The organism is Bacteroides faecichinchillae JCM 17102, assembly GCF_000614145.1.
GTDB lineage: Bacteria > Bacteroidota > Bacteroidia > Bacteroidales > Bacteroidaceae > Bacteroides > Bacteroides faecichinchillae.
Genome location: NZ_BAKK01000016.1, coordinates 1 through 24,228, shown reverse-complemented (window position 1 = coordinate 24,228; position 24,228 = coordinate 1). Strand labels below are relative to the sequence as shown.

The 24,228-nt window shown below is 37.2% G+C and carries 16 protein-coding genes, 2 tRNA genes and 4 pseudogenes; 10 read left to right on the top strand and 12 right to left on the bottom strand.

Going from position 1 to position 24,228, the window contains the following annotated elements; genetic code table 11:
- Positions 1 to 39: 39 nt before the first annotated feature.
- A complete protein-coding gene (locus JCM17102_RS10065) occupies positions 40 to 753 on the bottom strand; it encodes a NigD1/NigD2 family lipoprotein (RefSeq protein ID WP_025075019.1) in 714 nt (237 codons plus the stop codon).
- Between the two features lie 179 nt (positions 754 to 932).
- On the opposite strand from JCM17102_RS10065, the gene JCM17102_RS10060 reads away from it, so the two are divergent.
- The 3 genes and pseudogenes from JCM17102_RS10060 to JCM17102_RS27090 all read left to right on the top strand — a co-directional run bounded on the left by JCM17102_RS10060 (position 933) and on the right by JCM17102_RS27090 (position 3,813).
- On the top strand, positions 933 to 1,481 hold the full coding sequence (locus JCM17102_RS10060; protein WP_025075018.1) for an RNA polymerase sigma factor: 549 nt from the start codon (positions 933 to 935) through the stop codon (positions 1,479 to 1,481).
- 7 nt (positions 1,482 to 1,488) lie between these two features.
- Complete coding sequence (locus JCM17102_RS10055; RefSeq protein WP_025075017.1) at positions 1,489 to 2,781, top strand: outer membrane beta-barrel protein; 1,293 nt, start codon at positions 1,489 to 1,491, stop codon at positions 2,779 to 2,781.
- Between the two features lie 127 nt (positions 2,782 to 2,908).
- A pseudogene (locus JCM17102_RS27090) lies at positions 2,909 to 3,813 on the top strand (glycerophosphodiester phosphodiesterase family protein).
- A gap of 769 nt (positions 3,814 to 4,582) precedes the next feature.
- Here JCM17102_RS27090 and pflA read toward each other — a convergent pair.
- Both pflA and pflB read right to left on the bottom strand, forming a co-directional pair.
- Positions 4,583 to 5,308 (bottom strand): pyruvate formate-lyase-activating protein, encoded by a 726-nt coding sequence (gene pflA / locus JCM17102_RS10045; protein WP_025075016.1) that lies wholly within the window; start codon positions 5,306 to 5,308, stop codon positions 4,583 to 4,585.
- 14 nt (positions 5,309 to 5,322) lie between these two features.
- On the bottom strand, positions 5,323 to 7,551 hold the full coding sequence (pflB, locus tag JCM17102_RS10040; RefSeq protein ID WP_025075015.1) for a formate C-acetyltransferase: 2,229 nt from the start codon (positions 7,549 to 7,551) through the stop codon (positions 5,323 to 5,325).
- Between the two features lie 240 nt (positions 7,552 to 7,791).
- Here pflB and JCM17102_RS10035 point away from each other — a divergent pair.
- Positions 7,792 to 7,876, top strand: a tRNA-Ser gene (locus JCM17102_RS10035).
- Positions 7,877 to 8,383: 507 nt separating this feature from the next.
- Here the strand turns inward: JCM17102_RS10035 and JCM17102_RS10030 are convergent.
- Positions 8,384 to 8,875 (bottom strand): outer membrane protein, encoded by a 492-nt coding sequence (locus JCM17102_RS10030; RefSeq protein ID WP_025075014.1) that lies wholly within the window; start codon positions 8,873 to 8,875, stop codon positions 8,384 to 8,386.
- Positions 8,876 to 9,492: 617 nt separating this feature from the next.
- Between JCM17102_RS10030 and JCM17102_RS10025 the strand changes: the two genes are divergently transcribed.
- The 4 genes from JCM17102_RS10025 (at position 9,493) to JCM17102_RS10005 (ending at position 10,955) form a co-directional block, all read left to right on the top strand.
- Positions 9,493 to 9,750, top strand: a complete 258-nt coding sequence (locus JCM17102_RS10025; RefSeq protein WP_025075013.1) for a GlsB/YeaQ/YmgE family stress response membrane protein — start codon at positions 9,493 to 9,495, stop codon at positions 9,748 to 9,750.
- 30 nt (positions 9,751 to 9,780) lie between these two features.
- Positions 9,781 to 10,077: a YtxH domain-containing protein gene (locus JCM17102_RS10020; protein ID WP_025075012.1), complete on the top strand. Its 297-nt coding sequence runs from the start codon at positions 9,781 to 9,783 to the stop codon at positions 10,075 to 10,077.
- A 328-nt stretch (positions 10,078 to 10,405) separates the two neighbouring features.
- Positions 10,406 to 10,696, top strand: a complete 291-nt coding sequence (locus JCM17102_RS10010; protein WP_025075011.1) for a YtxH domain-containing protein — start codon at positions 10,406 to 10,408, stop codon at positions 10,694 to 10,696.
- Positions 10,697 to 10,748: 52 nt separating this feature from the next.
- Positions 10,749 to 10,955: a hypothetical protein gene (locus tag JCM17102_RS10005; RefSeq protein ID WP_025075010.1), complete on the top strand. Its 207-nt coding sequence runs from the start codon at positions 10,749 to 10,751 to the stop codon at positions 10,953 to 10,955.
- 241 nt (positions 10,956 to 11,196) lie between these two features.
- Here the strand turns inward: JCM17102_RS10005 and JCM17102_RS10000 are convergent, their stop codons facing one another.
- Together JCM17102_RS10000 and JCM17102_RS27085 are read right to left on the bottom strand one after the other, a co-directional pair.
- Positions 11,197 to 12,420, bottom strand: coding sequence for an NAD(P)/FAD-dependent oxidoreductase (locus JCM17102_RS10000; RefSeq protein ID WP_025075009.1), 1,224 nt, complete (start codon positions 12,418 to 12,420; stop codon positions 11,197 to 11,199).
- Positions 12,421 to 12,538: 118 nt separating this feature from the next.
- A pseudogene (locus JCM17102_RS27085) lies at positions 12,539 to 13,680 on the bottom strand (OmpA family protein).
- A 402-nt stretch (positions 13,681 to 14,082) separates the two neighbouring features.
- Between JCM17102_RS27085 and JCM17102_RS09990 the strand changes: the two are divergent.
- Positions 14,083 to 15,117: a YrzE family protein gene (locus JCM17102_RS09990; RefSeq protein WP_025075008.1), complete on the top strand. Its 1,035-nt coding sequence runs from the start codon at positions 14,083 to 14,085 to the stop codon at positions 15,115 to 15,117.
- Positions 15,118 to 15,622: 505 nt separating this feature from the next.
- On the opposite strand, the pseudogene JCM17102_RS32440 reads toward JCM17102_RS09990, so the two are convergent.
- Both JCM17102_RS32440 and JCM17102_RS27080 read right to left on the bottom strand, forming a co-directional pair.
- Positions 15,623 to 15,782: pseudogene (locus JCM17102_RS32440) on the bottom strand (two-component regulator propeller domain-containing protein); the annotation flags it as partial.
- 419 nt (positions 15,783 to 16,201) lie between these two features.
- Positions 16,202 to 18,162: pseudogene (locus JCM17102_RS27080) on the bottom strand (beta-N-acetylhexosaminidase).
- Positions 18,163 to 18,397: 235 nt separating this feature from the next.
- Here JCM17102_RS27080 and JCM17102_RS09975 point away from each other — a divergent pair.
- A tRNA-Ser gene (locus JCM17102_RS09975) sits at positions 18,398 to 18,485 on the top strand.
- Positions 18,486 to 18,630: 145 nt separating this feature from the next.
- Here JCM17102_RS09975 and JCM17102_RS09970 read toward each other — a convergent pair.
- The 4 genes from JCM17102_RS09970 to JCM17102_RS09955 form a co-directional block, all read right to left on the bottom strand.
- Positions 18,631 to 21,249 carry a UvrD-helicase domain-containing protein gene (locus JCM17102_RS09970; RefSeq protein WP_025075006.1) on the bottom strand — a complete coding sequence of 873 codons (2,619 nt, stop codon included), beginning with the start codon at positions 21,247 to 21,249 and terminating at the stop codon, positions 18,631 to 18,633.
- A 15-nt stretch (positions 21,250 to 21,264) separates the two neighbouring features.
- On the bottom strand, positions 21,265 to 21,924 hold the full coding sequence (locus JCM17102_RS09965) for a hypothetical protein (protein ID WP_009128706.1): 660 nt from the start codon (positions 21,922 to 21,924) through the stop codon (positions 21,265 to 21,267).
- A 31-nt stretch (positions 21,925 to 21,955) separates the two neighbouring features.
- Positions 21,956 to 22,453 carry a hypothetical protein gene (locus tag JCM17102_RS09960; protein ID WP_009128705.1) on the bottom strand — a complete coding sequence of 166 codons (498 nt, stop codon included), beginning with the start codon at positions 22,451 to 22,453 and terminating at the stop codon, positions 21,956 to 21,958.
- Positions 22,454 to 22,755: 302 nt separating this feature from the next.
- Positions 22,756 to 24,159, bottom strand: a complete 1,404-nt coding sequence (locus JCM17102_RS09955) for a hypothetical protein (protein WP_025075005.1) — start codon at positions 24,157 to 24,159, stop codon at positions 22,756 to 22,758.
- Positions 24,160 to 24,228 lie beyond the last annotated feature (69 nt).

Below are 24,228 nucleotides of genomic sequence, written 5' to 3'. Positions count from 1 at the left end.
TGCAAATTATAAATAAGGGTGTTTATCGTGCACTTTAATTTATTTTTTCGAAGGAAATTTCACTTCATAGTACCTTATTCCGTTGTATATAGTATTGACACGAATTCTCAGTCCTTTCTTTCCTTCTATTTGATCTTTTATTTTGTCCAGTTTGAATGATACGTATCCTTCACCTAAATGTTCGGGATAATCATCTTCGTTGTTGTGACGGAACTCCAGATTAATATAATCGTTATCACTATCTGCTGTGGGATGTTCATCTGATGGGTTGATAACCAGATTCAGGAAATGTTTTTTGTCTTCGGTATGTGTTCCATAGTACTGGAACTCAATGGTCAGGTATTTGTTATCCTGCGTAATCCACATGTACGTAGCATTAATGTTATTATCTCCTATCTTCTCTTCTGTATTTCCATCTTCGTCTATTGTAATAATCTCTTTTGTCAGAATTTCCTGGATACGTTTTACCTGTATATTATAGTTATAGCCATTGACGGGCTCGTCCAGTTTATTGAAAATAATAAAAGCACGCTGTCCATCTTCGTATTCTTTAGCTCCCATTTCCTGAGGATTGCTTGGAAACATGGTCTTTCCATCATCTAGAGTAAAGTATAAATCTTTGGTGTCCTGAATGGTATTAATAGTACCGATGGCCAATAAATTGGTGGGAGTATCATCATCTTGACATGACTGCAAAAAGGGAATAGCGGTTATTACAGCAAAGATAAATACTATGAACTTTAAATTCTTCATATACTTTGTAAGTTTTAGATTTTGTATTACTGCTTTTTATTTAGTATCTAAGAAATGCAGGAGAATAGTAAATATTGCATTTGGATCTGTTAAAGAAACAAAAGTTGCGAAAAAGTTGTTCTCTCTATGCAGTATTTCTATCTTTACCGCATTTTTAGAATAAACACGTGTTTGAGATAATGGAAGAATTTGAGTTGTCGGAACAATGTAGGCAAGGCAATAACCGAGCCCGCAAGGAACTGTATGAGCAGTATGCGGGGCGTATGCTTGGTGTCTGTCTTCGTTATGCAGGCGATCGGGATACAGCTCAGGATTTGCTTCACGATGGCTTTTTGAAGATATTCGGTTCTTTCGATAAATTTACTTGGCGAGGTGAAGGTTCCTTAAGGGCGTGGATGGAGAGAGTGATGGTTAATACCGCTTTGCAATATCTTCGTAAGAATGATGTAATCAATCAATCGACAACTTTGGAAGAAGTTCCGGAAGTTTACGAAGAACCGGAAGCTTCTACTGTTGAATTGATTCCGCAAGGTGTATTAATGCAATTCGTAAAAGATTTGCCCGTTGGGTATCGTACCGTGTTTAACCTTTATACTTTTGAAGATAAATCTCATAAAGAAATTGCACAGTTATTGGGTATCAATGAGAAATCATCAGCTTCTCAGCTATTTAGGGCCAAAAACGTATTGGCTAAAAAGGTAAAAGAATGGTTAATGAATAACGGATAGATTAGAGATGGAAGAGAAAGAATTGTGGATGAGTAAGTTGAAGGAGAAGCTCGCAGATTATTCCGAGCCCACACCTGATTCTGGCTGGGAACAACTGGAGAAGGAACTTATACCTCCTGTGGAGAAGAAGATATATCCTTATCGTAGATGGACAATGGCTGCTGCGGCTGTTATATTATTGGCTATTGTATCATCACTGAGCCTATATTTCTTAGGGACTCCTGCAGCTGATGAAATACGACATATCAAAACTCCAGTGTTGGCTTCATCACCGGATGTGCTGCCTGGAATAGATCAACCAGATACGCGGGGAACGATCATTGCTCCTTTAGTAAGTCCGGTAGCTGAAGGCCGTTTAGCAAAAGCTGAAGTAAATAGAAGTGAAAGAAGGACCGAAATCACGCAACAAGGAATAAAAGATGAACGATTGACAAAAATAGATAATGACGGAGCATCCACTGTAGATGTGGAAAATAAGAAAGATGATGAATTGATAGAACAGCCGGAAGAAGTAAGCGTTGCTCAGGAAAAACAGACGCATTCTATTCAGGAAAAACAAATAAATAAGAATAGGCCTTATCGTCCTTCAGCAAAGGATAAATTACATATTCCTGTAGGGAATACGAATACTTCGGCAAAAAAAGGGAGATGGTCAATGGGACTATCGGTTGGTAATGCAGGAGGAGCTTCTGCCGAGATCGGTGCAGGGATGCCTTCTTATATCTCGCGTGTGAGTATGTTGGCTGTTTCGAATGGTCTAATGGCAATTCCTAATGATCAAACTCTTGTGTTTGAAGGTGGTGTTCCATATTTGCGTAAAGCGAATGATATTGTTGATATTAAACATCACCAACCTATTTCTTTTGGTTTATCTGTTCGTAAGAGTTTAGGCAGAGGTTTCTCTCTAGAAACTGGATTGACTTATACATTATTATCTTCTGATGTAAAATTGAGGGATAGTGAACGTAATGTAGAACAAAAGTTGCATTATCTTGGTATTCCTTTGCGTGCCAATTGGAATTTTCTTGAAGAGAAGTACTTTACGCTCTACGTTACAGGTGGAGGTATGGCCGAAAAGTGTATATATGGTAAATTGGGTTCTGAGAAAGAAACAGTAAAACCATTACAATTTTCTGTGTCTGGAGGAGTCGGAATTCAAGTGAATGCAACGAAGCGCGTAGGAGTATATTTTGAACCTGGGGTTTCATATTTCTTTGATGATGGTTCAAGTATACAAACTATACGCAAGGAGAATCCATTTAATTTTAATATGCAAGCAGGTATTCGTTTGACTTATTAAGTCGGCTGGAGACTAGAAATAACTTATTTGAAAATTGGATATTTGGGAAAATATTCATAATATTGCCATTCATTTGTGCAATAGTATCGTGTACCTTTGTTATAAAATCTAAGATAGAACTACAATTATGAAAAGAAACTTACTAGTAGGAATTGCATTGTTGCTTTCCGTTTATTTATTTGCAGATGAGCCTGTGAAAGCTATTCATAGGAAAATTGTGAATCCTGCCAATAAAGAAGTTACTGTAGTAGCCCATCGGCAGATTGGCGGTATGCTCCTGAAAATTCAATTGCTGCCATTGAAAGTTCCATTCGTTTAGGAGCGGATGTAGTGGAATTGGATATTCAGAAAACAAAAGATGGGAAGTTGATTCTAATGCATGATAATACATTAGATAGAACGACTACAGGAAAAGGGAAGGTTTCAGAATGGACATTGGATTCTATTCGTACTCTTTATTTAAAAAATGGGGCTTCATTGAGAACGAAACATCGTGTTCCCACCTTGGAGGAAGCATTACTGACAGCTAAAGGACATGTAATGGTAAATCTGGATAAAGCATATCCTATTTTTGATGAAATTTTTCCTATACTTGAAAAGACCGGAACTGTTGATCAGATAATAATGAAAGGTTCTAAGCCTGTTGCACAGGTGAAAAAGGATTTAGGTAAATACCTTGATCGTATTTTGTACATGCCAATCGTCAATTTAGACAGTCCGGGAGCACTACAACAAATAAAAGATTTTATGAAAGAAATCCGTCCGGTAGCTTTCGAACTATTATTTAAATCTGATACCAACCAAGTTCCTAAACAAGTGAAAAGTTTATTGGAAGGTAAAAGTAAAATCTGGTATAATACACTTTGGGATACTATGGCAGGAGGACATGATGATGATATGTCGCTTGAAGATCCGGATGAAGGTTATGGATATTTAATTGATGAATTAGGTGCAACTATTATTCAGACAGATCGGACTGCATATTTGCTGGAGTATTTGCAAGCTCGTAAGAAGCGTTCGGGTAATAAGTAAAAGAGAAACATAGGAAAGTTGATTAGAAGGAATTTAACTTGATACTATACTTATTAGTAGAGGATACATATGTATCCTCTTTTTTATTCCTGTCCTGTTGATCATAGGTCTTTGCTTGATTTCTTTATAAGTAATATTTAAAATTATCTGTTGTAATTTTACTTATTTTCGTTTATCAATCATCTTTAAATATCAGAAGTTGATGATTTTTGAAATAAATTTTGCAAATAATATTGTTTATGTCGAATTTAATTCTCATCTTTGCAAAGTATTAAAGAGATAAAGTTTTTCAGAACTACTATATTGAAACAACATAATAATGGACTCCCCCAACCAGTTAATTTGTGTGAGAGATCGTTTTGCTTAGTAATTAGGTAACGATCTCTCTTTTTTATTTGATTTATAATCATTAAATCTCATTTCTTATTGGTAAACAGTGATTTGGGGGGCATTTGGGGATTGATTTACAATAATATAAATATATGTATTAAGAAATTGCGATTATCTGTTAGATGCCTTTTTATAATGAATAGAAAAGGTTAAAGAGATAGTCACTAAACAGATACTTTTATCGAAAGAATAAAGAGAAATAAAGACAATAAATCTCTTGTTGAAAAAAGTAAAGTGATTTATATTAGGAACTTGATTATTACAAAGATTGGATTTTTCAAAACTTTCTATTAACTGATTAAATGATGATGAAAAAGAGGAAGAGTGATTGTCGTATATTATTTTGCACGAGATAAAAACTCTTCACTCTTTATTTCCTCTAGTTCACTACAACGTTGGAGAAATATTCTTTAAATATTTCTGTAGCTTTATCGAGTTGCTCAGGAGTATTTTCTTTTACGTCTTTCAGCAAATATTTCTGTCCCATAGCTTCGTATTTATGTATGCCCAATGTATGATAAGGGAGAATTTCAACCCTCTGAATCATTTTGTATTTTCCAAGGTTCTGTCCGAGTTGTCGGATATCTACTTCAAAATCACTGTACCCCGGTACTAATACATATCGTAGCCAGAAAGGTTTTTCATTAGCTTCTAACCAGTTAGCGGTGCGAAGTGTTTGCTCATTACTTCTTCCGGTAAGTGATTGATGGCGAGATGGATTAAATTCTTTTATATCTAATAATACCAGATCAACAAGCTTTAATAACATCTCGACATCCTCATTCCAGATACCTCCATTACTGTCAAGGCAGACATGGATACCTTTCTCTTTCAAGTCATGGACCAGAGGTACTAACGCTTTTGCTTGGAAGGTTGGTTCACCTCCTGAGAAAGTTATTCCACCGCGCTTTCCGAAAAAAGGTTTTTGGCTCATAGCCATGCGTATAATCTCTTCCGACGGAGTGGGAGTGCCTCCTTTTCCTGCTATTGTATCAGGGTTGGCACAATACAGACAGCGGAAGTTACATCCTTGAAGAAAAACGACGAGCCGTAAACCTGGCCCGTCGAATGTTCCCATACTTTCGTATGAATGTACGTTTATCATCATATAATACTGAATTACATACGTTCATGGAAGCTACGGCTAATAACTTCCAATTGGTGTTCGCGACTTAATTTTATGAAGTTTACGGCATAACCGGAAACACGAATTGTCAGTTGCGGATATTTTTCCGGATGTTCCATGGCATCATATAACATTTCACGATTCAGTACGTTCACGTTCAGGTGATGAGCACCTTTGGTGAAATAACCATCCATCATCGTTACCAAGTTTTCGATCTGATCATCTGAAGTTGCACCTAATGATTTCGGAATGATAGAGAAAGTGTTACTGATACCATCCTGAGAGTCACGATAACGAAGTTTTGCTACAGAGCTTAAGGAAGCAATTGCGCCATTCTTATCACGTCCGTGCATTGGATTGGCACCTGGAGCAAAGGCGACACCTTTAGCACGTCCGTCAGGAGTAGCACCGGTTTTCTTACCATACATCACATTAGAAGTAATGGTTAATAGTGAAAGGGTAGGACGGGCATTCTTATAGATCGGTAATTTTTTCAATTCTTCGCTGAAGAAGTATACCAAATCAACTCCCAAATGGTCTACCTTATCATTATCGTTACCAAAACAAGGGAACTCACCATTAATATCAAAACCTTCAGTCAGACCGATATCATTTCGGCGGGCAGTTACTTTTGCATACTTGATAGCCGATAAAGAATCGAGTGCTATGGAAAGTCCTGCTACACCATACGCCAAATTGATATGTGGGTTAGTATCGATAAGTGCCATCTGAGCTTTTTCATAATAGTACTTATCATGCATATAATGTATGATGTTCATTGCTTCGTTGTAAACGCGTGCGATTTCTTTTAGTACTTTTTTGTAGTTGCTCATTACTTCTTCGAAGTTCAATACATCATTAGTCAGTACTGGAATATCCTTTACCATCACTGTACCTGTATTTTCGCAACGGCCACCGTTGATAGCAAGTAATAATGCTTTTGCTAAATTACAACGTGCTCCAAAGAATTGAATTTGTTTACCGATTTCCTGAAAAGAAACGCAACAAGCGATTCCGTAATCGTCAGATTGACGTACTTCGCGCATTAAGTCATCGTTTTCATATTGGATAGAGGAGGTGTCAATAGAAACTTTGGCGCAGAAATTTTTGAAACCTTCAGGAAGTTCCGGGCTCCAGAGAACTGTCAGGTTCGGTTCTGGTGAAGGACCGAGGTTGTACAGTGTTTGTAAGAAACGGAAAGAAGTTTTAGTTACCTTAGTACGTCCATCATTGAAACGTCCACCTAAAGATTCGGTTACCCAAGTCGGGTCACCGGCAAAGATATCGTTGTATGATTGCATACGTAGGTGACGTACCATACGTAGTTTGATCACAAACTGGTCAATCAGTTCTTGTGCAAAAGATTCTGTAATGGTTCCTTTATTCAATTCATATTCAATATAAATATCCAAGAAAGAAGAAACGTTACCAAGTGACATCGCAGCACCATCTTGCTCTTTTACAGCAGCCAAGTATGCCATATATACCCATTGAACAGCTTCTTGCGCTGTGTATGCCGGTCGACTTAGGTCAAGTCCGTAATATTCTCCCATCACCTTCATGTCCTTCAATGCCTTGATTTGTTCGGCCACTTCTTCACGCAGACGAATACGCGCCTCGGTCATTGGACCAGTCAGATGGCGTAAATCATCTTGTTTAGCTTTGATAAGTCGGTCAATACCATAAAGAGCCAATCGGCGATAATCACCAATTATACGTCCGCGAGCATAGTTATCGGGGAGTCCAGTAAGAAAACCCAGAGAACGGAAAGAACGGATTTCTTCAGTATATACATCGAATACTCCGTCATTATGTGTTTTGCGGTAATGAGTGAAGATTTCTTTAACGCGATCATCTACTTCTACACCATTCTCGTGACAAGCTTTACTGACAACATTGATTCCTCCGAACGGCTTGATGGCACGTTTTAGAAGTTCATCTGTTTGCAAACCGACAATAAGCTCATTTTCTTTATCAATATATCCGGCTTTATGAGAAGTGATCGTGGATACGGTAACATTGTCCAGAGAACGGATTCCATTATTAGCAATTTCTTCTGCCAATGCTTTTACGCAATGGTTCCATACAGCTTTAGTACGTTCGGTGGGACCTACCAAGAAGGAGGAGTCTCCATGGTACGGAGTAATGTTATGACTTACGAAATCTCTTACGTTGATTTCGCTGCTCCAAAGACCGTCTTTAAAGATCTTGTTTAATTCCATAAAATGATAAAAATTAGAGGTTTTAGTTATCCTTTCTTTAGAGCGCACAAAGTTACAATGATTTTTCATATATTCGGCATAATTATACCTCATTTTATGCTTTTCAACACAAAATACCTATAAATAGGGATTATTTGGAAAATAGTTTTTCAAAAAATATTCGGAAATTCTTGTAAATTGGAAAATGATTTGTATCTTTGCACCGCTTTTAACAAAAAGCACTTCTGATAAAGAAGTTTTGGAGAGGTGGCAGAGTGGTCGATTGCGGCGGTCTTGAAAACCGTTGTACTGCGAGGTACCCGGGGTTCGAATCCCTGTCTCTCCGCTAAATTTATTAGATAAAGAGGAAAGAAAGCGTATAAAAACCTACAAATCATTGATTTGTAGGTTTTTTATTACTTTTAGGTCTTGTTCCCAAGACAGTAACAGAATTTGAATAGGATCAAGTCTAAATCTTTGTTGGAATTAAAATAAACGTATTTTAAAATTTTATTTAGTATTATGTAAAAACAGTGACGCTATGTGCTTATGATAGTGACGGTATAATAACCATATACCGTCACTATACTTACGGTTTACCGTTACTGTTTTAATAGAAGAAAAATCACCAATCAGGATTTACGCTTGATCCCTTGAAAAGACAACGTTTCGTTACTAAATCATTATCTATTCCGCAAAAATCAAATATCGCTGAAATACGTAATTAAATGCTGATATTCCAACAACAAGAGACATGGGAAAAGTCCATATTAAGATTATATGAAGGTCTGAAATAACATTTGATAATTGTATTTATCATTTGAGAAACGCTGAATTGTCTTTATATTGTTTTTTAGAATCTGTATCCATATCCCAGCATGATTGACACATTGTCATCTTTAGCAAACATGAATTTTGCTTCAGCGTTCAAATAACTGCGTTCCGTAATAGGTAATGTGATACCTCCTCCTACGTTGAAGGCAAATTTGGTGGAGTTACTTCGGTCTATTTCCACTTCTTTCCCGTCTATTTCAACACTTTCTTTCCCATAGAAATTGTTTTGCATACCGATACCTGCAAGAGGATAAACAGAAAATCCTTGACCATCTTTTTTAAAGTTAAATACATAATGGAAATTCACGTTTACATCCAGTCCAGTAACTTTGTCTTTAGGAAAGTAGAAAGTCACATCGGGAGCAATCCGAAGATTATTAGCTATAGCATAGCGTCCCTGAACTCCCAGGCCAAACCTTTCATAATTGGTCTGATAACCGATATTTCCCATCAAGGAACCTTCACCTTTAACTGTTTGGGCATTCATGCCCACTGATGCGATTGCAACCATGGCTAGTAAAATTAATTTTTCATAATTAAGGCATTTAGTTAATAAAATGTTTCTTTAAAAGAAGAACGATCCTCTTTTCATGTAAACAACAAATGTTTGATTAAGTTTGTTTGCCATATATTGTTACACATATAAAGAGTGTTGACGTTAATATGCGAGATTTTTTTAATTTTGTATAAAGCAAAAAATGATGTTAATTCCGTTTTTGTTGCTTGAACTATTTTTTTTTATACTGTGTTTTTCAGTATATGTCAGGGATTAAAGTTAGTTACATCCTGAATAGCCAGTTTGTAGAAATGGGACTGTGGAATGTGTATGGGAGTGTGCTAACTGATAGAAACTGCATAATTTTAAAACGGTAAGTTATCTGGATTGTTTTATTGTTAAAATCTATAGCCATGAAAAGTCTAAGTTTTGATTTGCGGACCAGGTTAATAGTTAGTTCTGTTATTAGGGCAATAGTTTGTTTATGTTCTAGTACCCTCAGACAGATAAAGTGATGACAATATAAAAGATTGAAAAGTATGTATTAATATTTAAAATAAGTAGATGATATATCGATCTATATATTTACATGTAAATTTAAAACGGAGTGTATAACTTAAAAAAATCAGTCTATGTATTTTTTATGGTACATTATTATCGGAATTATTGCCGGATTTATTGCTGGTAAACTCATGCGGGGTGGAGGCTTTGGTCTCTTTATCAACCTGCTAGTGGGTATTGTTGGTGGTGTCTTAGGCGGGTGGATGTTCGGTCTACTAGGAATTGCAACGACGGGGCTGTTGGGTAGTCTGTTTACTTCGATTGTAGGAGCTGTCGTATTGTTGTGGATTGTTTCGTTGTTTAATAATAAAAAGAAAATTGAACAATAATTATTTTAACCTTTTAAAAACAACTTAATTATGGAGAATAGAAATTCTAGTTTATGGATTGGTCTAGGAATAGGTTCGGTCATCGGTGCTTTGGCTTATCGTTTTTCACGTACATCAAAAGCCAAGAAATTGAAAGAAAAAGTATGTGATACTTTTCATAAAATAGCTGGACAAGCGGAAGACATGTTGGATGAAACCAAGGAGAAAGCGGTAGATGCTGGAAAGATTGTAGCGGACAAGGTGGCTGATAAAACCTTGGACCTTGCTGAGAAAGCGGACGATTTTAAAAGTAAAATGCATACGATGGCTTCCGACATGAAAAAATAAGCTTGAACAGGGAATTTGTTGACAACCCATATGCTAATTACTGTAGGCTGCTTTTAATAAAAAGAGATGTCTTGATGCAAGTATTTGCAATAAAATAGTCGTTAGCTGTTGTTAGTATTAACTATAATACATTTAAATTATGAAAAAGAAAACTGAAAAGAAACAGGAAGAGGTAAAAGATACGAAAAAGGGTGTTCAGACCAAAGAATGCAAATCTTCAACCTCATGCAAGAAGACAGAGAAGAAGTAAGAGTTTAAAACTTTAGAGTTTATATAGGCAACCCGAGAAAAAAACGGGTTGTCTAATAGTAATTAAATTTGAATGAATATGAAAAAAATATCATTAGTAGTTTTTGTATTGACCTTGGTACTGTCTTTCACGTCTTGCCGTGATAAAAAAGAGCAGAACAGAACGCAACATCAGGTTGAAAAAGTAAAAGAGGGCATCAATGATGCAGCAGACAAGGTATCTGATAAAATTCAAGATGGTGCCGATGCTGTAAAGGATACATGGAATGATGCGAAGAAGGATGTCAAACAAGGCACTGAAAAAGCTAAGAAAGAAATCAAGGAAGGATATAATGAAGTAAAAAAAGAAGCAAGCAAAAAACTTGACTGATTTTTGAGTATATCATTCCGTTAGTAGTTATATCTTAACATATAAGTAAATTATGGTTGGATTCGTAATATGGATTATTGGACTGGTTCTGACTATTAAAGCTGCTTTGGAGATATGGCGCATTCATGCACCGGTAGAAAGAAGGCTGATAGCTATTGTACTAGTCGTTTTAACCAGTTGGATAGGTTTGCTGTTCTATTATTTTTATGGCAAGCCTCGTATGACACAGTGGTTGGGAACCGGTCTTGAAAGGTACTGATGGTTGTATAACTATTTAAGTTGGCTGGATGAGAATATCTTAAAACAAGAAATGCGTTGGTTGATAATAGTGACCAATGCATTTTGTTTTGGGATATTTGTGTATAGGATATGTGTTGGCAATTCGTGAGTATTTGTATAAAATAAGCATGGATTGTGTGTTTTATAAATAAAAACAGCAAAACCCATGCCTAGAAAAGTATTCTGAAGTTTTTTGTTTTTCTCGTGAGAAGCATTTGCCCTTACCAATATTTCTCAATTCTTTTGTAGCCGAATACAGAGCTGCGTTCATCTTTAATGCCTTGTAGCATATGGCAGATTATTTGTGCTCCAATCATGCTGAAAGTGATTCCGTTTCCACCATATCCTAAGTCGAAAAAGATACGTTTCTTGTCGGGCCAGTTGCCGATGAAAGGCAATCCATCTTTGGTAGTACTGAATGTGCCACACCATGCCATCTCTGTTTTGAAAGGGATATTGGGCAATAGTTTTCTGAATTTTTTCTCCAAGATGTGGGTTTTATTTCTGAGTAGTGAATCACGACGCTGTGGGTCGCTGAATTTTTCATCCTCACCGCCTATAATAATCCGGTTTCCGTCAGTGGTTCGGATATATAAATATGGATCAGCTGTTTCCCAAATCAGGCAATGTGTTGGCCATAAGTATTCAGGAGCTACTGGGTGGGATATGAGTGCGTAGGTGGAAGTCAAATCCATGATTACTTTGGGAAGGAATTGGCCGGCTTCGAATCCTGTTGCAATGATTGCATATCCACATTTAATTTTATATCCTTTATCTGTTGTCATGATACAGCCATCAGACGTTTCGGTGCACTCCTTTATGTCGGTATGGGTAAAAACTTTCAGTCCATTTTCCTTTATATGATAGGTCAGTAGTCCGGTTGCAGCTCTATATGCATCAATTTGTGCAGATGTTTCATTTACTAAAGCATTGCCGGGCGTTTCTACATTGAATCGTTCTTTGGCTTCCTTCTTCTTGAGCAGACTGACTGGTAGCTTATGCTTTCTCCGCATTTCATATTCTTGTTCCAGAAGCTTGTTATCTGCCGGACTACTGGCATAAAAGAGGCTGGGCAGTTGTTCGTATCCTGCATCGACTCCTGTTTCCTCCAATACTTTTTTGATATCAGTAATGGATTGCAGACATGCATGGTAAGCTGTCTCAGCATTTTTTTCGCCGATGATTCCTGCCATCCGGTAAAGGGGAACATCTATTTCATATTGTAGTAAGGCAGTACTTGCCGCGGAACTTCCGGTTGCGATGCTGCGTTTGTCAATGATGCAACATTCTATTCCGGCACGACACAATTCGTGGGCCATCAAGGCACCCGTTATGCCTGAGCCTATGATGGCGATATCTGTTGTCAGATCATTCTCTAAAGGGTGATAATAGTCCAATAAAGAATTTCTGACGATCCAATAGGGTAATCCTGAATGTAAGTCCATAATATATTTTGTTGATACCCCCTTCACTTTTTACTGAAAAACAGGAAAGAAGTGAAGGGGGGAAATGAAATTAGAAAAGTTATTTTATCCGAATTTATCTTCCGCTTACAGCTGGAATTTATTTACCTTCTTCAATAGTACAAATGCTGACGCGGTTCCAGTCTGGTTCGGAGAACATGTCACCGATTCCCTGTCCTTCGGCAGTAATGCGAGTATTATTGATTTTATATTTTTTTACAAGGATAGCCTTCACAGATTCGGCACGTGCTTTTGCCAATTTCTCATTGAAAGCGAGGTTGCTTCAGGAGAAGCATATCCCTTGATGATAACTTTAGCTTCAGGATGCTTTTTCATGTAATTGGCTACACGTTCTACGTTAGGTAGTTGGGATGCGTCAACTACTGACTTTCCTTGCCGGAAGGTAATGATGGATTCAGGAATGCGATTGGTCTTTACTATGGTTTCTGTGTTGGTAGTCTGGGTTCTGCAGTCAGCCAGTTCTTTTTGCAGATTGTTTGTCTGTTGCAAAGCATTGTTTAGCTGCAAATCTTTATCGTTCAATTGTGACCGCAGGTTGTTGACCGCATCATTCAGTTCTTTTATTTCTATTGGGTCGTATGGTTTAACGGTCGTGAAATGATGTGTACCGTTGCTACACATGAAATGGTAGGTTATTCCGGCAGTCAGTTCAAAAGCTGCATTATTGACATTGAAACGACTTTTGTTTTTGTTGAAGTCTCCTTGCATATCATATACAACGGCTGGTTTGATACCGAGTGTCCATGCCTTTTCCTCACCTAGATTGAAGTTCAAGTTTAGACCAAAGCGTGTGGACCATGAGTTGGTATCTCCGGGACCATTCTGATAGTAATGTAGCCAACCTATACCTGTTAGGGCTTCGATTTCAAAAACGCGTGGTTCACCTGTATAGCTTCCAAAGAGATTCATCAGGTTGACTTTGCCGAGTAAGCTCACTTCGGAAGCATCAAATGCGGTCTTGCTACTCGAGGTATTTACATATCCCATACCTTGGATACCCAGACCGAATGTTGGAGTGAGTTGTTTTCCGATTCCGAATCCGAAAGCCGGCCGGGCATTTTTGAAGAAAGCGCTGTGGGTAAGAGGTGTCACAGCACCAGCTTTTAGTTCAATAGACCAGTTATCGCCAAGACGTGTGCCTTCAAGGGCCGTTCGCTCATTTTGCGCATGCATGGTAAAGATACCCATGCTTAGTGCTAATACAAAGATAGATCTTTTCATAATTAAAAATAAATTAATGGTAATACAATAAAATTTCACACACGTTATATTGTCATTTGTATAGTTATGATTGTATACAAGATAATGAATTACTTTGTCACTGAACTTTATCTAAGAAACAGACCATAAAAAAGGATAGTTCGGAAAGAAGGACGGAATTAACAACTATTTAAGAAGTAAAAAGCCTATGGATCCTATATTATCTATAAATACACATTACAGATATTAAGGTATATATCTTCAGAATTTGTATATAATGCTCTCCAATATAACTTTATATATTTATGTGTTTTTTAACACAAAAATTTATTATGATGACAAATATTAGTCAAACAAATATTCTTTAGTGCTGTTTTTTTTTATGAAGTATCATTTTTAGTATTAATTAAAAACCTAACAATTATGAAAAATTTAAGTTTTGCAGAACTGAAGGGCAGAGTGTCCTGGGGGAGTGTTTTAGGTGGTGTCATGACAGTATTAGCAATATCTGTGCTACTGTCTATTCTGAATTCGAGTATCGGATTATTTATGTTTGATCCCTTGGATGGACATCCAGCTTCTGGCATAGGTACAGCTGTAGGGATTGGTTCCGCTATTATTTTGGTTGTTGGCATGGCTGCAGGTGGTTTTGTAGCCGGAAAGCTGGCCGGGGTAGATGGTATAATACATGGATTTTTGGTTTGGGCTACCACACTGATTGTAGCCGTAGTACTTGGAATCTTTTTAGCTGTAGGTACAGCAAAAATGACAGCGAATGCACTTGGAGCTATTTCATCTGTGACAGGTGGCGTTCTGTCTGGAGCAAGTAATGTTGTTGGAAGCGGAGTTTCTGCATTGTCTGAAGAAGCGGAGAAACTATTTGCTGGGATCGATTTCAATGCAACTTTGAAAGAAGGAAATATACCACAGAATATCCGTACAGCACTTATCAAAAGTAATGTGAAAGAATTGCATCCAGACTATTTAAATAAGCAACTGGAGGAAGTAAAAGGTGACTTAAGTAAATCTGTCAAGAAAATTGTTGCGTCTCCTCAGGAAATGGAGGAAACTATCAACAGCTTCTTGGAGCGCTTGAAACAACGTGCGGAAAAACTTAGTCGGAATATAAACCGAAATGATTTGGCTAAAGCTATAGCTAACAATACAAATATGTCTAAGTCAGAAGCGGATAAGACGGTTGAACAGTATATGAATCTGATAGATAATGCACGTATGGAAGCCGGACAACAGATAGACAATTTGGAAGTCAATTTGCAACAAGCAGCACAAGAATTGAAAGAATTCAAACATAAGGCACTGGTAGCTGCCGATAAGGCAACAGATGCGGCTGCACGTTCTGCTCTGATTTCATTTTTTGCTATTCTGTTAGGGGCTGTATTGTGTTGTGTCGCTGGTGCTTATGGTAGTAGAAAAACACAGGAAAGAGTGGATATCTGATAATTAGAAAGAACTAGGAATAAAATTCCTGTAATCTCATTTGCATTGCCCCTATGTGTCTCAACCGAATCATTCCTTAAAAATACCAGATGTCTTTCATTTCGTTTCAGTTAGGGCAAACGGGATGATTATAACTGAGGAGGAACGATATGTTTAAGACACTGGGGGCTCAGGTAAGTGAGATTTGTTATTGATCATCAATCTTCTGATTTATATTAAATTTACTAGGATTTATATTGTAATTTTAATACCTAACGGGTATATTTTGCATCTGAGAATCTGACCATGTCTACATTAAAATCCGAGTTTCCTATGTTCCTCTCTATTCATTCCTTAACAGAGGCTATGAATTTACAGTCCAAAGTATTAGTACAATTGACTGGTTTGTTTTTTATCTTCAAATGCTGTTTAAACTTGACTGAGCAAAGTACGATTTGTATGTATGTTTTTGACCGGGGAGAGATAAATTTTGTTTTATGGAGATGGTTGTTTCTTCCGGGAAAGTAATCGTTACTGGTTGCAAACCAAAGTTCACCTTCACTGTCCTCTATTACGTCATGAACCTGATCGTTCACCAATGAGCGGTTGTTGCCGAGAGAATGCTTTATCAGGTCGTAACTTCCATAACGGTTGTTACGGATGGTAATGCTGGTAGGATAATTAGCATGTCAGATTTGATCTTTTTTACTTTGGGGATATGATATATATATTCTGATTATTAGACCCTCTTCTAATCCTATCTACTTATAAATTTGAAACTTTCTTATAATACTATTAATGAAAAAAATAGTAAAAAGAAAACTCTCTTGATATTCAAAATGCTTTCATATTTGTTGCAAAAGATTCAAAAATACATTTGGGAAATATATAATATATTAATTAAATCTCCACCAAATAAATGAATTTTGTTTCACTATTAGCCTAATTCATTTCATCAGAGGAACTTATATGGGTGATGGAATTAAATTTATAATTATCACTAAACAATGGTTGGCATAGATTGGGTATTCGCATAACTTTTCCTAATATTAGAATATGATAAGAATGAATGCGCATTGCAAATTATGCCAGATAAAACACCTTTTTATTTGCTAACAACTTTTAGATTAGTTATTTTACTCTTGAAATTACCTGCCTGTTCCAGCGGAAATACTAATGTACGGACATAACTCATAGAATCTTTCCCTCCATTAAAAAATCTTTTCTGAATATTCATTTCTTCCACTAACTTTCCTTTGATGTATAATCGTGTAGAATGATTATCACCTTCAATACTGATAGTGGTATGTTCTCCTGGTAAAATGCGATAATTGAAAGTGTTTAAATAGCCGTCTCGTGCAAACCCTAACATACCTTTAATTGGATCAGATAGGTAGAAGACAGCATTTGGTGAACGAAATAATTCTGTACCTTGTGTTTCATTTGCTCCGGTAATGTCAAAAGATACCAGATAATTGTAACCGATTTCTCGATAAGGTGTTCGACTACCCGGTGTAACAGAAGCCTGTTCATAAACTATTCCCGCTTGTCGGAGGATACGTCCCAGTTGGTTAACTCCCGGTGCTTCACTAATAAGATTACGTTGGTTATCAAAATCTTCATATGGTAAGGTTGGATTTTTGCCTGTCCACATTTTAACGGCCAGTGTTTGCAGTGCCGGATAAACGCGATGATGAATATCTTTGGTTGATATGCCATTGCCGACATGGTCATTCCATATAGCAAACATTCCTCCAATATAGCGGGATCTTTTTCATTAAATTCAACGTTACCAATATGGGCAGGAGTCCAACTTTGATATAGAGATTTTGTATTTAAATAATCATGATAATAACCGGCCGCCGGTACCATGTAAACCAGTCCATCTGGAATACTAATTAATTTGTATCCTTGCTTAATCATTTCTACGGGATCAGCATAACCATTATACCAAGCACTCATAATTACATTTTCAGATTTTACCGGGGTATCTCCTTGGGCATGTGTCAATGCACCCCATACGCAGGCTTGTTTTCCATAACTTTCTACGTAACGAATATAATGATCAGTAAATTCGCGAAATTTTTCTACTACATCCTTGTTTTTGTTAGAGTATTCGTCTGTCCCGATATGTACTCGTTTGCCTCGGAACACAGGATCTTTTCCTTCCAGATATTCTTTGAATAACCCATCCATGAATTCATAAGTTTCAGGTTTGAACAAGTCCAGATGATCCATGCCGTATTCCTTACTTCCTATTTCCGGTTTGTAGTGAGTGAAAGCCAAGGTATGTGCCGGAGCATCTATTTCTGGTATGATTTCTACAAAACAGTTTTCTGCCTGTTTCTGCAAATCAATAAATTCACGTTTGGTATAAAAGCCATCTCTTGCGGTTAAACCCGGATAAGTATCTGATTCCAATCGGAATGCCGCATATGTCTTGTTCCAATCATGTTCAAAATATTGTTTAAAACCATTGTCGTTGAGATGTATCTGTAGCGTATTCATTTTATAATAAGCCATGATCTTTACATAATCTTGTAGAAAAGTAAGAGGAATGAACTTACGTCCACAATCGATCATGAAGCCGCGAATGGCATAGTCGGGGAAATCACGAATTTTGCCTTTAGGAAAACTATGATTATCCGTTTGTTCGGCTATTTGCAATAAAGTACGTGTGCCCCAATAAACGCCCATGTTTTCGGGAGCTGAGAGCTGTATCCGATCAGTAATCTTGATGGCATATCCTTCTTTACCCAGTTTTTTATCTGCATGGATAGAAAGAATAAAGTCTCCACTTGCTCCCTTCCCTTGTATTATTTCCGGTTTGATACCGAACATGATTTTATAGTCTTCAGCAAACATGTTTGCTATGCGCATTAATTCAGGATTCTTATCAGCGCATACAATTCTACTTTTTTCAGTAGGTGTAAAGTTACCGGTAGCTCCTTTCCATTCTTTAATTTCAGGGATAATAAAAGGTTGGGGATTTATTTCAGCCTTAATACCTGAACTGATACATAAGATAGTGATAAGAGTAAAAAGAACTCGACGGATGGTTTGCATATTCTAGATTAAAAAGTGAGTAATAGAGTTATTAAATAATTGATTTGCAAAGATAAACAAAATTAAGCTTTCATGCAATTTCCTTTAATAATATTGGCTTATTCATTTGCTTTTTGAGTTCTTTAATGAAATTCAATGCGTCAATATAAAATCGTTGAATTTATTGATGTGTAATAATTTGCATCAGATGTTTGCTAATTTCAAAAACTTCTTCTACTTTTGCGCCCCGAAACGAGGAGAGATGCTCGAGTGGTTGAAGAGGCACGCCTGGAAAGCGTGTATACGCCAAAAGTGTATCGGGGGTTCGAATCCCCCTCTCTCCGCAATAAACGCTGAAAATCAGCAGATTGTAAAACAAGCACCCAATTTTACACCCAAGAATGTAAAATTGGGTGCTTTTGTATTATTTAAGATTTATACTTGAAAATAGGGACACAACCAATGTTATTGGGTAAAAATAGAGCATTATTATTGATTAAGTTTATTCAATCGCATAACAATTGACGTTTGACTTCTGCCCATTTTGTTTGCAATATATTTGACGCTCTTACCCTCATTATGCAGTTTCAATAGAAATTGGTCTGCACTTCTTGTCCATCTTTTATTGGCATTGGGGTGCTTCACATAACTCTCTTCTGAAACCTTTTCAGGATGCAAAAATTCATCCACAAATACAGAGGGGAAACGCTTGTCATATAGCACAAGAGTTTTCATCTTTGCCCTTGTTATTGCTACATAAAACAATCTACGTTCTTCTCCATATGGGAATTGGTCGCTTTTAGTTAGTACATAGTTAAGCACAGGGTCGTCACTCACAAGAGATGGGAAGCCATAAGTGTCTTTATTGCATTGCAAGAGTATTACGTAATCTGCTTCAAGACCTTTCGATTTATGTACAGTCAAAAACTCGATTTTTCGTCCTCCTATCACATAAAAGAACCTATTGCCCTCTTTGATGGATTGGTACATAAAAGAGAGATAATAATCATCAAAGGAATAACGTCCCAACAAAAATATTGATTTGTCTGATGGAATAGAAGCTACAAGTTGCCCTATCGTATTGCAATAATCACGTCTGTCATAAGAATAAAACTCCAATTCTGTTTTCATTTCAGAACTGAACGAGTGTATATCTTTCTGAATTTGTGATTTATTGCGTTGTATGAAATGAGAGGACAACGAAACCAAAGGTTCTCCAAATCTGTATGTGGTTTCAATCTTATTTATTTCTGTTGCTCCAAAGTATTCGGAGAATTGATTGAAAAGAGCCATATCACTTCCCGAAAAACGATATATGGACTGCCAGTCATCGCCTACGCAATACAACTTTGCTGGTGGATTTCCCTCACGCAACACTTTCAAAAAGTTATAACGGTCAACAGATATGTCTTGAAACTCGTCCACGATGATATAATCATACTCAACAGGACGTGAAACACGACATATTTCTGTGGCTTGAAGAATCGCATCAGTAAAATCAATTTGGTTATTATCTCTTAATGCGCTTATATAGCGTTCATATACAGGCTGGAATATATTCTTGATAATAAAAACACTCCGTTCATCCTCTGCATACTTCGCTCGTTTAAGAACGTCCTTAACTGATTTACAGCTTGATTTCACTAATGTCACAAAAGTAACAACAAGTCGTATAAATGCCTTTTCCTGCTTACTTCCTTTGGGTAAAACTAAATCATATAACTCTTCATCCGTTTTCTCTTGAATTGGTACACCTGCATCATCTAATAGTTTACGGAGTTTATCCCTAATATCAGAATAATGGAAATCAGCACTTGATGTTACTAAAAGTTGAGTGCCAAATTTCTCATGAGCTGCTTTCTTCCAAGTTATACCATCATTATATTTTTGATTGGCTTCTTCGTATGTTATATTTTTATCCTTTGCAAACCAAGCTGGAACAAGACCATGTTCATCAACCCCGAAATGCTCCAGATAGATTCGTTTGGTTACTCCATTTTGCTCGAAATATATGGAAAAATCGGGGCGATATTGAGAGTGCATTTCATCTGCCAATTGATGTTCGTATGCCTCTTCATATCTGAATCTTACTCCAAGTGAAGACAAGACAAAGCATATCTTTTGCTCTTGCTCACTTCTCACATATATGGCTCGACCATCCATATCGGGACACATTGCTTTTAACTGAACATTTTTTTGTTCCGATAACTTTTTTCGCCTTTCATTCTTGCGTTGCTCCCAATCCGCTTCATTGGATTGATAATCAATAAAATATTCTACTATACTATTCTTAAAATCCTTATTCCCTAATAAAGTGTGATAAATATCTACGAATAAAGAATCAGTATTATCGCAAATAGATGGTTTTGTGCCTGTTGCTCTTCCAATAATATCAATGGCTAATTTATGAAAAGTATAACCTTTCAAGCCGTTAGTAGCCATTCTTTCCGTAAGTTCGGCTGCTGCTTTGTTCGTGTAACTAATGAGTAAGATTCTATGAGGTACAATGCCTTTTATTTCTGTTAGATACTTGACTTTTCCAACAATAGAAGAGGTCTTTCCACTACCTGCGCTACTAACAACCAAGCAATTATCTTCTTCTGAAACGATTGAGCGTCTTTGCTGCTTGTCCAATGGATATTTCAAACAATGGTCGAAAAATTCTTTATGTGTATCAAGTAAAGAATTTATAACCGCATCATTATGTTGCTCGACAATCTTATTGATATTCCCAAAGTCACGAATTAGGTTTGAGATTGCTACAGATGGAGTGATATTGAAGGCTTCAAGTCTCTTGACTAATGAATGCGCCTCTTGAAAATATGGTATATAATGATTTGTGAAATCCTTTTCTTGCGTTGCAGAGATTATCTTACATGAAAAAACATTATTAAGGTCGGTCGGAATATCAATAAATGCTTCGTTGTTTAATGCCGACAATCTCTCTTTTGCTTGCTCATAATTGGATTTATTGCTATAAGAAGATATGTGGTTTAACTTTTCTGAAAGTTCCTTGGACTTGTTTTTTAGGCGTATTCGTATTGTGGCTACTGCAATAACAGAAATAGCAACAAGAGAAACCACAACTATAAGTAAAACCAACTGCATATCAGAGGATGATGACTATTTAAATTTTTCAATCCACCTATAATCATCCCCCTTGGTACTCCATTGGAATTTCCACATGTCACCTGTTCTATCATTTATGAGATAGTATTGATACATGCTTGTCAATGGTTGAATAGAGAATATACATTTTTCGTTATCAGATCCTAATTCGTCTTTGTTTATAGGTATGCAAAATAGATTATCTAAATCTTGTGTGCTATATTGGACTTGCCATAGTCGTCCATTATACGAATCTAATAATATGAAAGTCCACATGTTTTGGGTGGCAAACATCTGAAACCTATTAGTCCAATTTGAAGTTGCTTCGGGATATGCAAGAGAGAAGATGTTGATTGGGGCAGCAAACATATAATCTTCACCTTTTACACTAAATTGAACTTGCCAATTTTTCCCTGTATATGTATCAAGCATTATGAAAGTCCACATGTTTTGTGTTTCATAAAGGCAAAACCTACTTTCCTTATCTCCAGATATTTCTCTTGCACTACAAATAATCCAAGACTGACCATCATCTTGTATTTGCTGCACTTCACCTGTCATCGTATTTAAACGAAGCTGGTTATGATAGTTTCGCGTACTATACATTTTATAAACTTGGGCATACGATGCCAACGTAATAACCATCAATGCAAATGATACAATAAGCTTCTTCATAATTTATTATATTATTGGCTATTAATTGATTTTATTTTTCAGGGAATAAACTTGACAATGCTCGTCTAATGGCTTGGCGAATATCATCTGCTTCTGTTTCTCCTTGCCCCTCTGCCGTACAAGAGCATATCATTTCATTGGTTTTTGCAGAACTAAATTGTATGGTTACTTCTATTGTATAGCCTAAACCTCTGTTACGCCTACCACTCTCGCCATAATTGACGATTAAGGTTTCATTCGCTAATTCGGATTTGAGTTCAGGCAATATAATATACCCCTGTTTTATCAATATTCCTGCTATCACATCACTCGGATTAACACTTTTGGTAGTTGAAGAGCCATAGATACCATATTGACCTCCATATGTACCTCCTGTGCTTGATGTCAATTCCTTTGTCGGAGAAATGTATGCGTATTTATACATTTCAATAGGAGCATTCCTTACTATTACAGGTGTTCGAAGTGGCGCACACCCATTTGCTAATAGAATGGTGCAAAAAACTAATAGCCAATTTTTAATTGCGTTCATACACTACACATTTATCCTCCAGCTTCCACAAAGGATGGGTTAAATCACGAAGCGTGGAACTGTATGCCACACTCTTACTTGAAGGTCGTAGGAAACCTTGGATACGGATGTAACAATAGCAGCCCACGCTATAGCGTGAGAACCACTATGCTATCCTTGTATCCAATTTGAAAATTTCCTACGTTTTCAAGTACAAGATAAGCATAACGCTTCTTCTTTTTTCTTATGTCTTGGAAAGAGTTGCCTCAATCCGCTTACAAAGATATTTAATTTTATTGAGATACAATCAAATACTATCAAAATTACATTCTGAACCCTCTACTTTTTCTTGGCTCTTCCGCAGACTGTCGCAAACCTTGCCTTAATTTCTTCCATTGTTCCTTGAACCATTCACCTATCGGTTGTCGGTTTATGGTCAGCACCAATTTGTTATCATCGACCGGACTTTTCTCCACTTTGAAAACATCATTCTTGATTTCAAATCTTCGTCTATGCTCTTCGGAATAAATTTTACCATTACACCTGATAGATTCTTTTTTGGTCAAAAGACTGTTTACCATGTCTTTGGTAAATCCGATAGCATAACATAGTTTTTCCATTCTCAACATCTCTTTGAGCAATGGGAACCAGTTGAATGCTTTTTCAAGAATGGTGTTCAATCGTGATATTTCCTTGTCTTTGGTTTCAAGCTCTTGATTATGTATTCCTTGCAGGTTACGAATCTGCTTGCCGTGCTGTTCCTGCATTTGTTGCATCTTGGCTTTTAATTCATCAATACCCTTGTCACGTTTGGCTATTTCATGACGTAAATTCTCGTTAGATTGTTCCAAATCTTTCAATTTACCGCTGCCGAAAAGAGAACCGACACCACTTGCTATGGCGGTGGCTGCATCAGTGGCTACACTTTTGAGCTTGTCGGTGCGTATCTCCGATTTTACCTGTTTCAGCTCCTGTTCGGCAAAGCTTATTTGTTGCTCCTTGTGTCGTTTGGTTTCCTCTATACGTTGCAGTTCAGCTTTCTGTTTTTCAATGATAAAGTCGTTTCGCTCTAAATGCTCTTTGCCAGTGACGGCCTTTGACTGCCCACGTTCCATTATTAGAATGTCGGATGCCAAGCTCTGCATTTCGGTCATATCTTCATCATTAAGTTTTCGGCTTTTTCCGGTTTCGTGGTTCATCCAGTCGAAAACGATATGGGCATGATAATTCGGTTTGAACCATCTTTCGCCTATTTGGAAACTCTCCCTATCTTCGGCTTCGGGGTGTCCGCTCAGCCAATGCCCCTCGTCCTTGTGCAGGAAGATTTGAAGCGGTGTGATGCCCCAACGCCTTTGGCACTCCTCGCCGAATTTACGCACGTCAGCCAGTGTGGTGTCTGGTCTGACGAGTAACACTCCCTCACGGATGGGGGAACATCCCGCCACCTTGATAGTCTTTCCATTCTTTCCCTTGCGTTCCCTTTCTTTTTCCTGCATGGCACGTCCGGTCTTTTCCTTGACCATTCGTTTGACGTTGTCATAGTGCGTCCGCAGTTCGGGAGTGCCGAAGTCGGGATTTATCCACTGTTCGTTATCGGTGGAAAGTTCGGGAACGACATAGATTCTGGACTCCCCGATATTACGCATATACTCGGCAGTCCTTCGGTTGTGCGCCTCGCTCGATGCGATGTTGCAAGGCTTGATATGTATGCTTGATTTTGTTGCCATAACTATTCTGTTTTTATTGTTTACAATTGATTGCTTTGCTCGCTTCCGCAGAGGGGTTCTTAGGGGGTG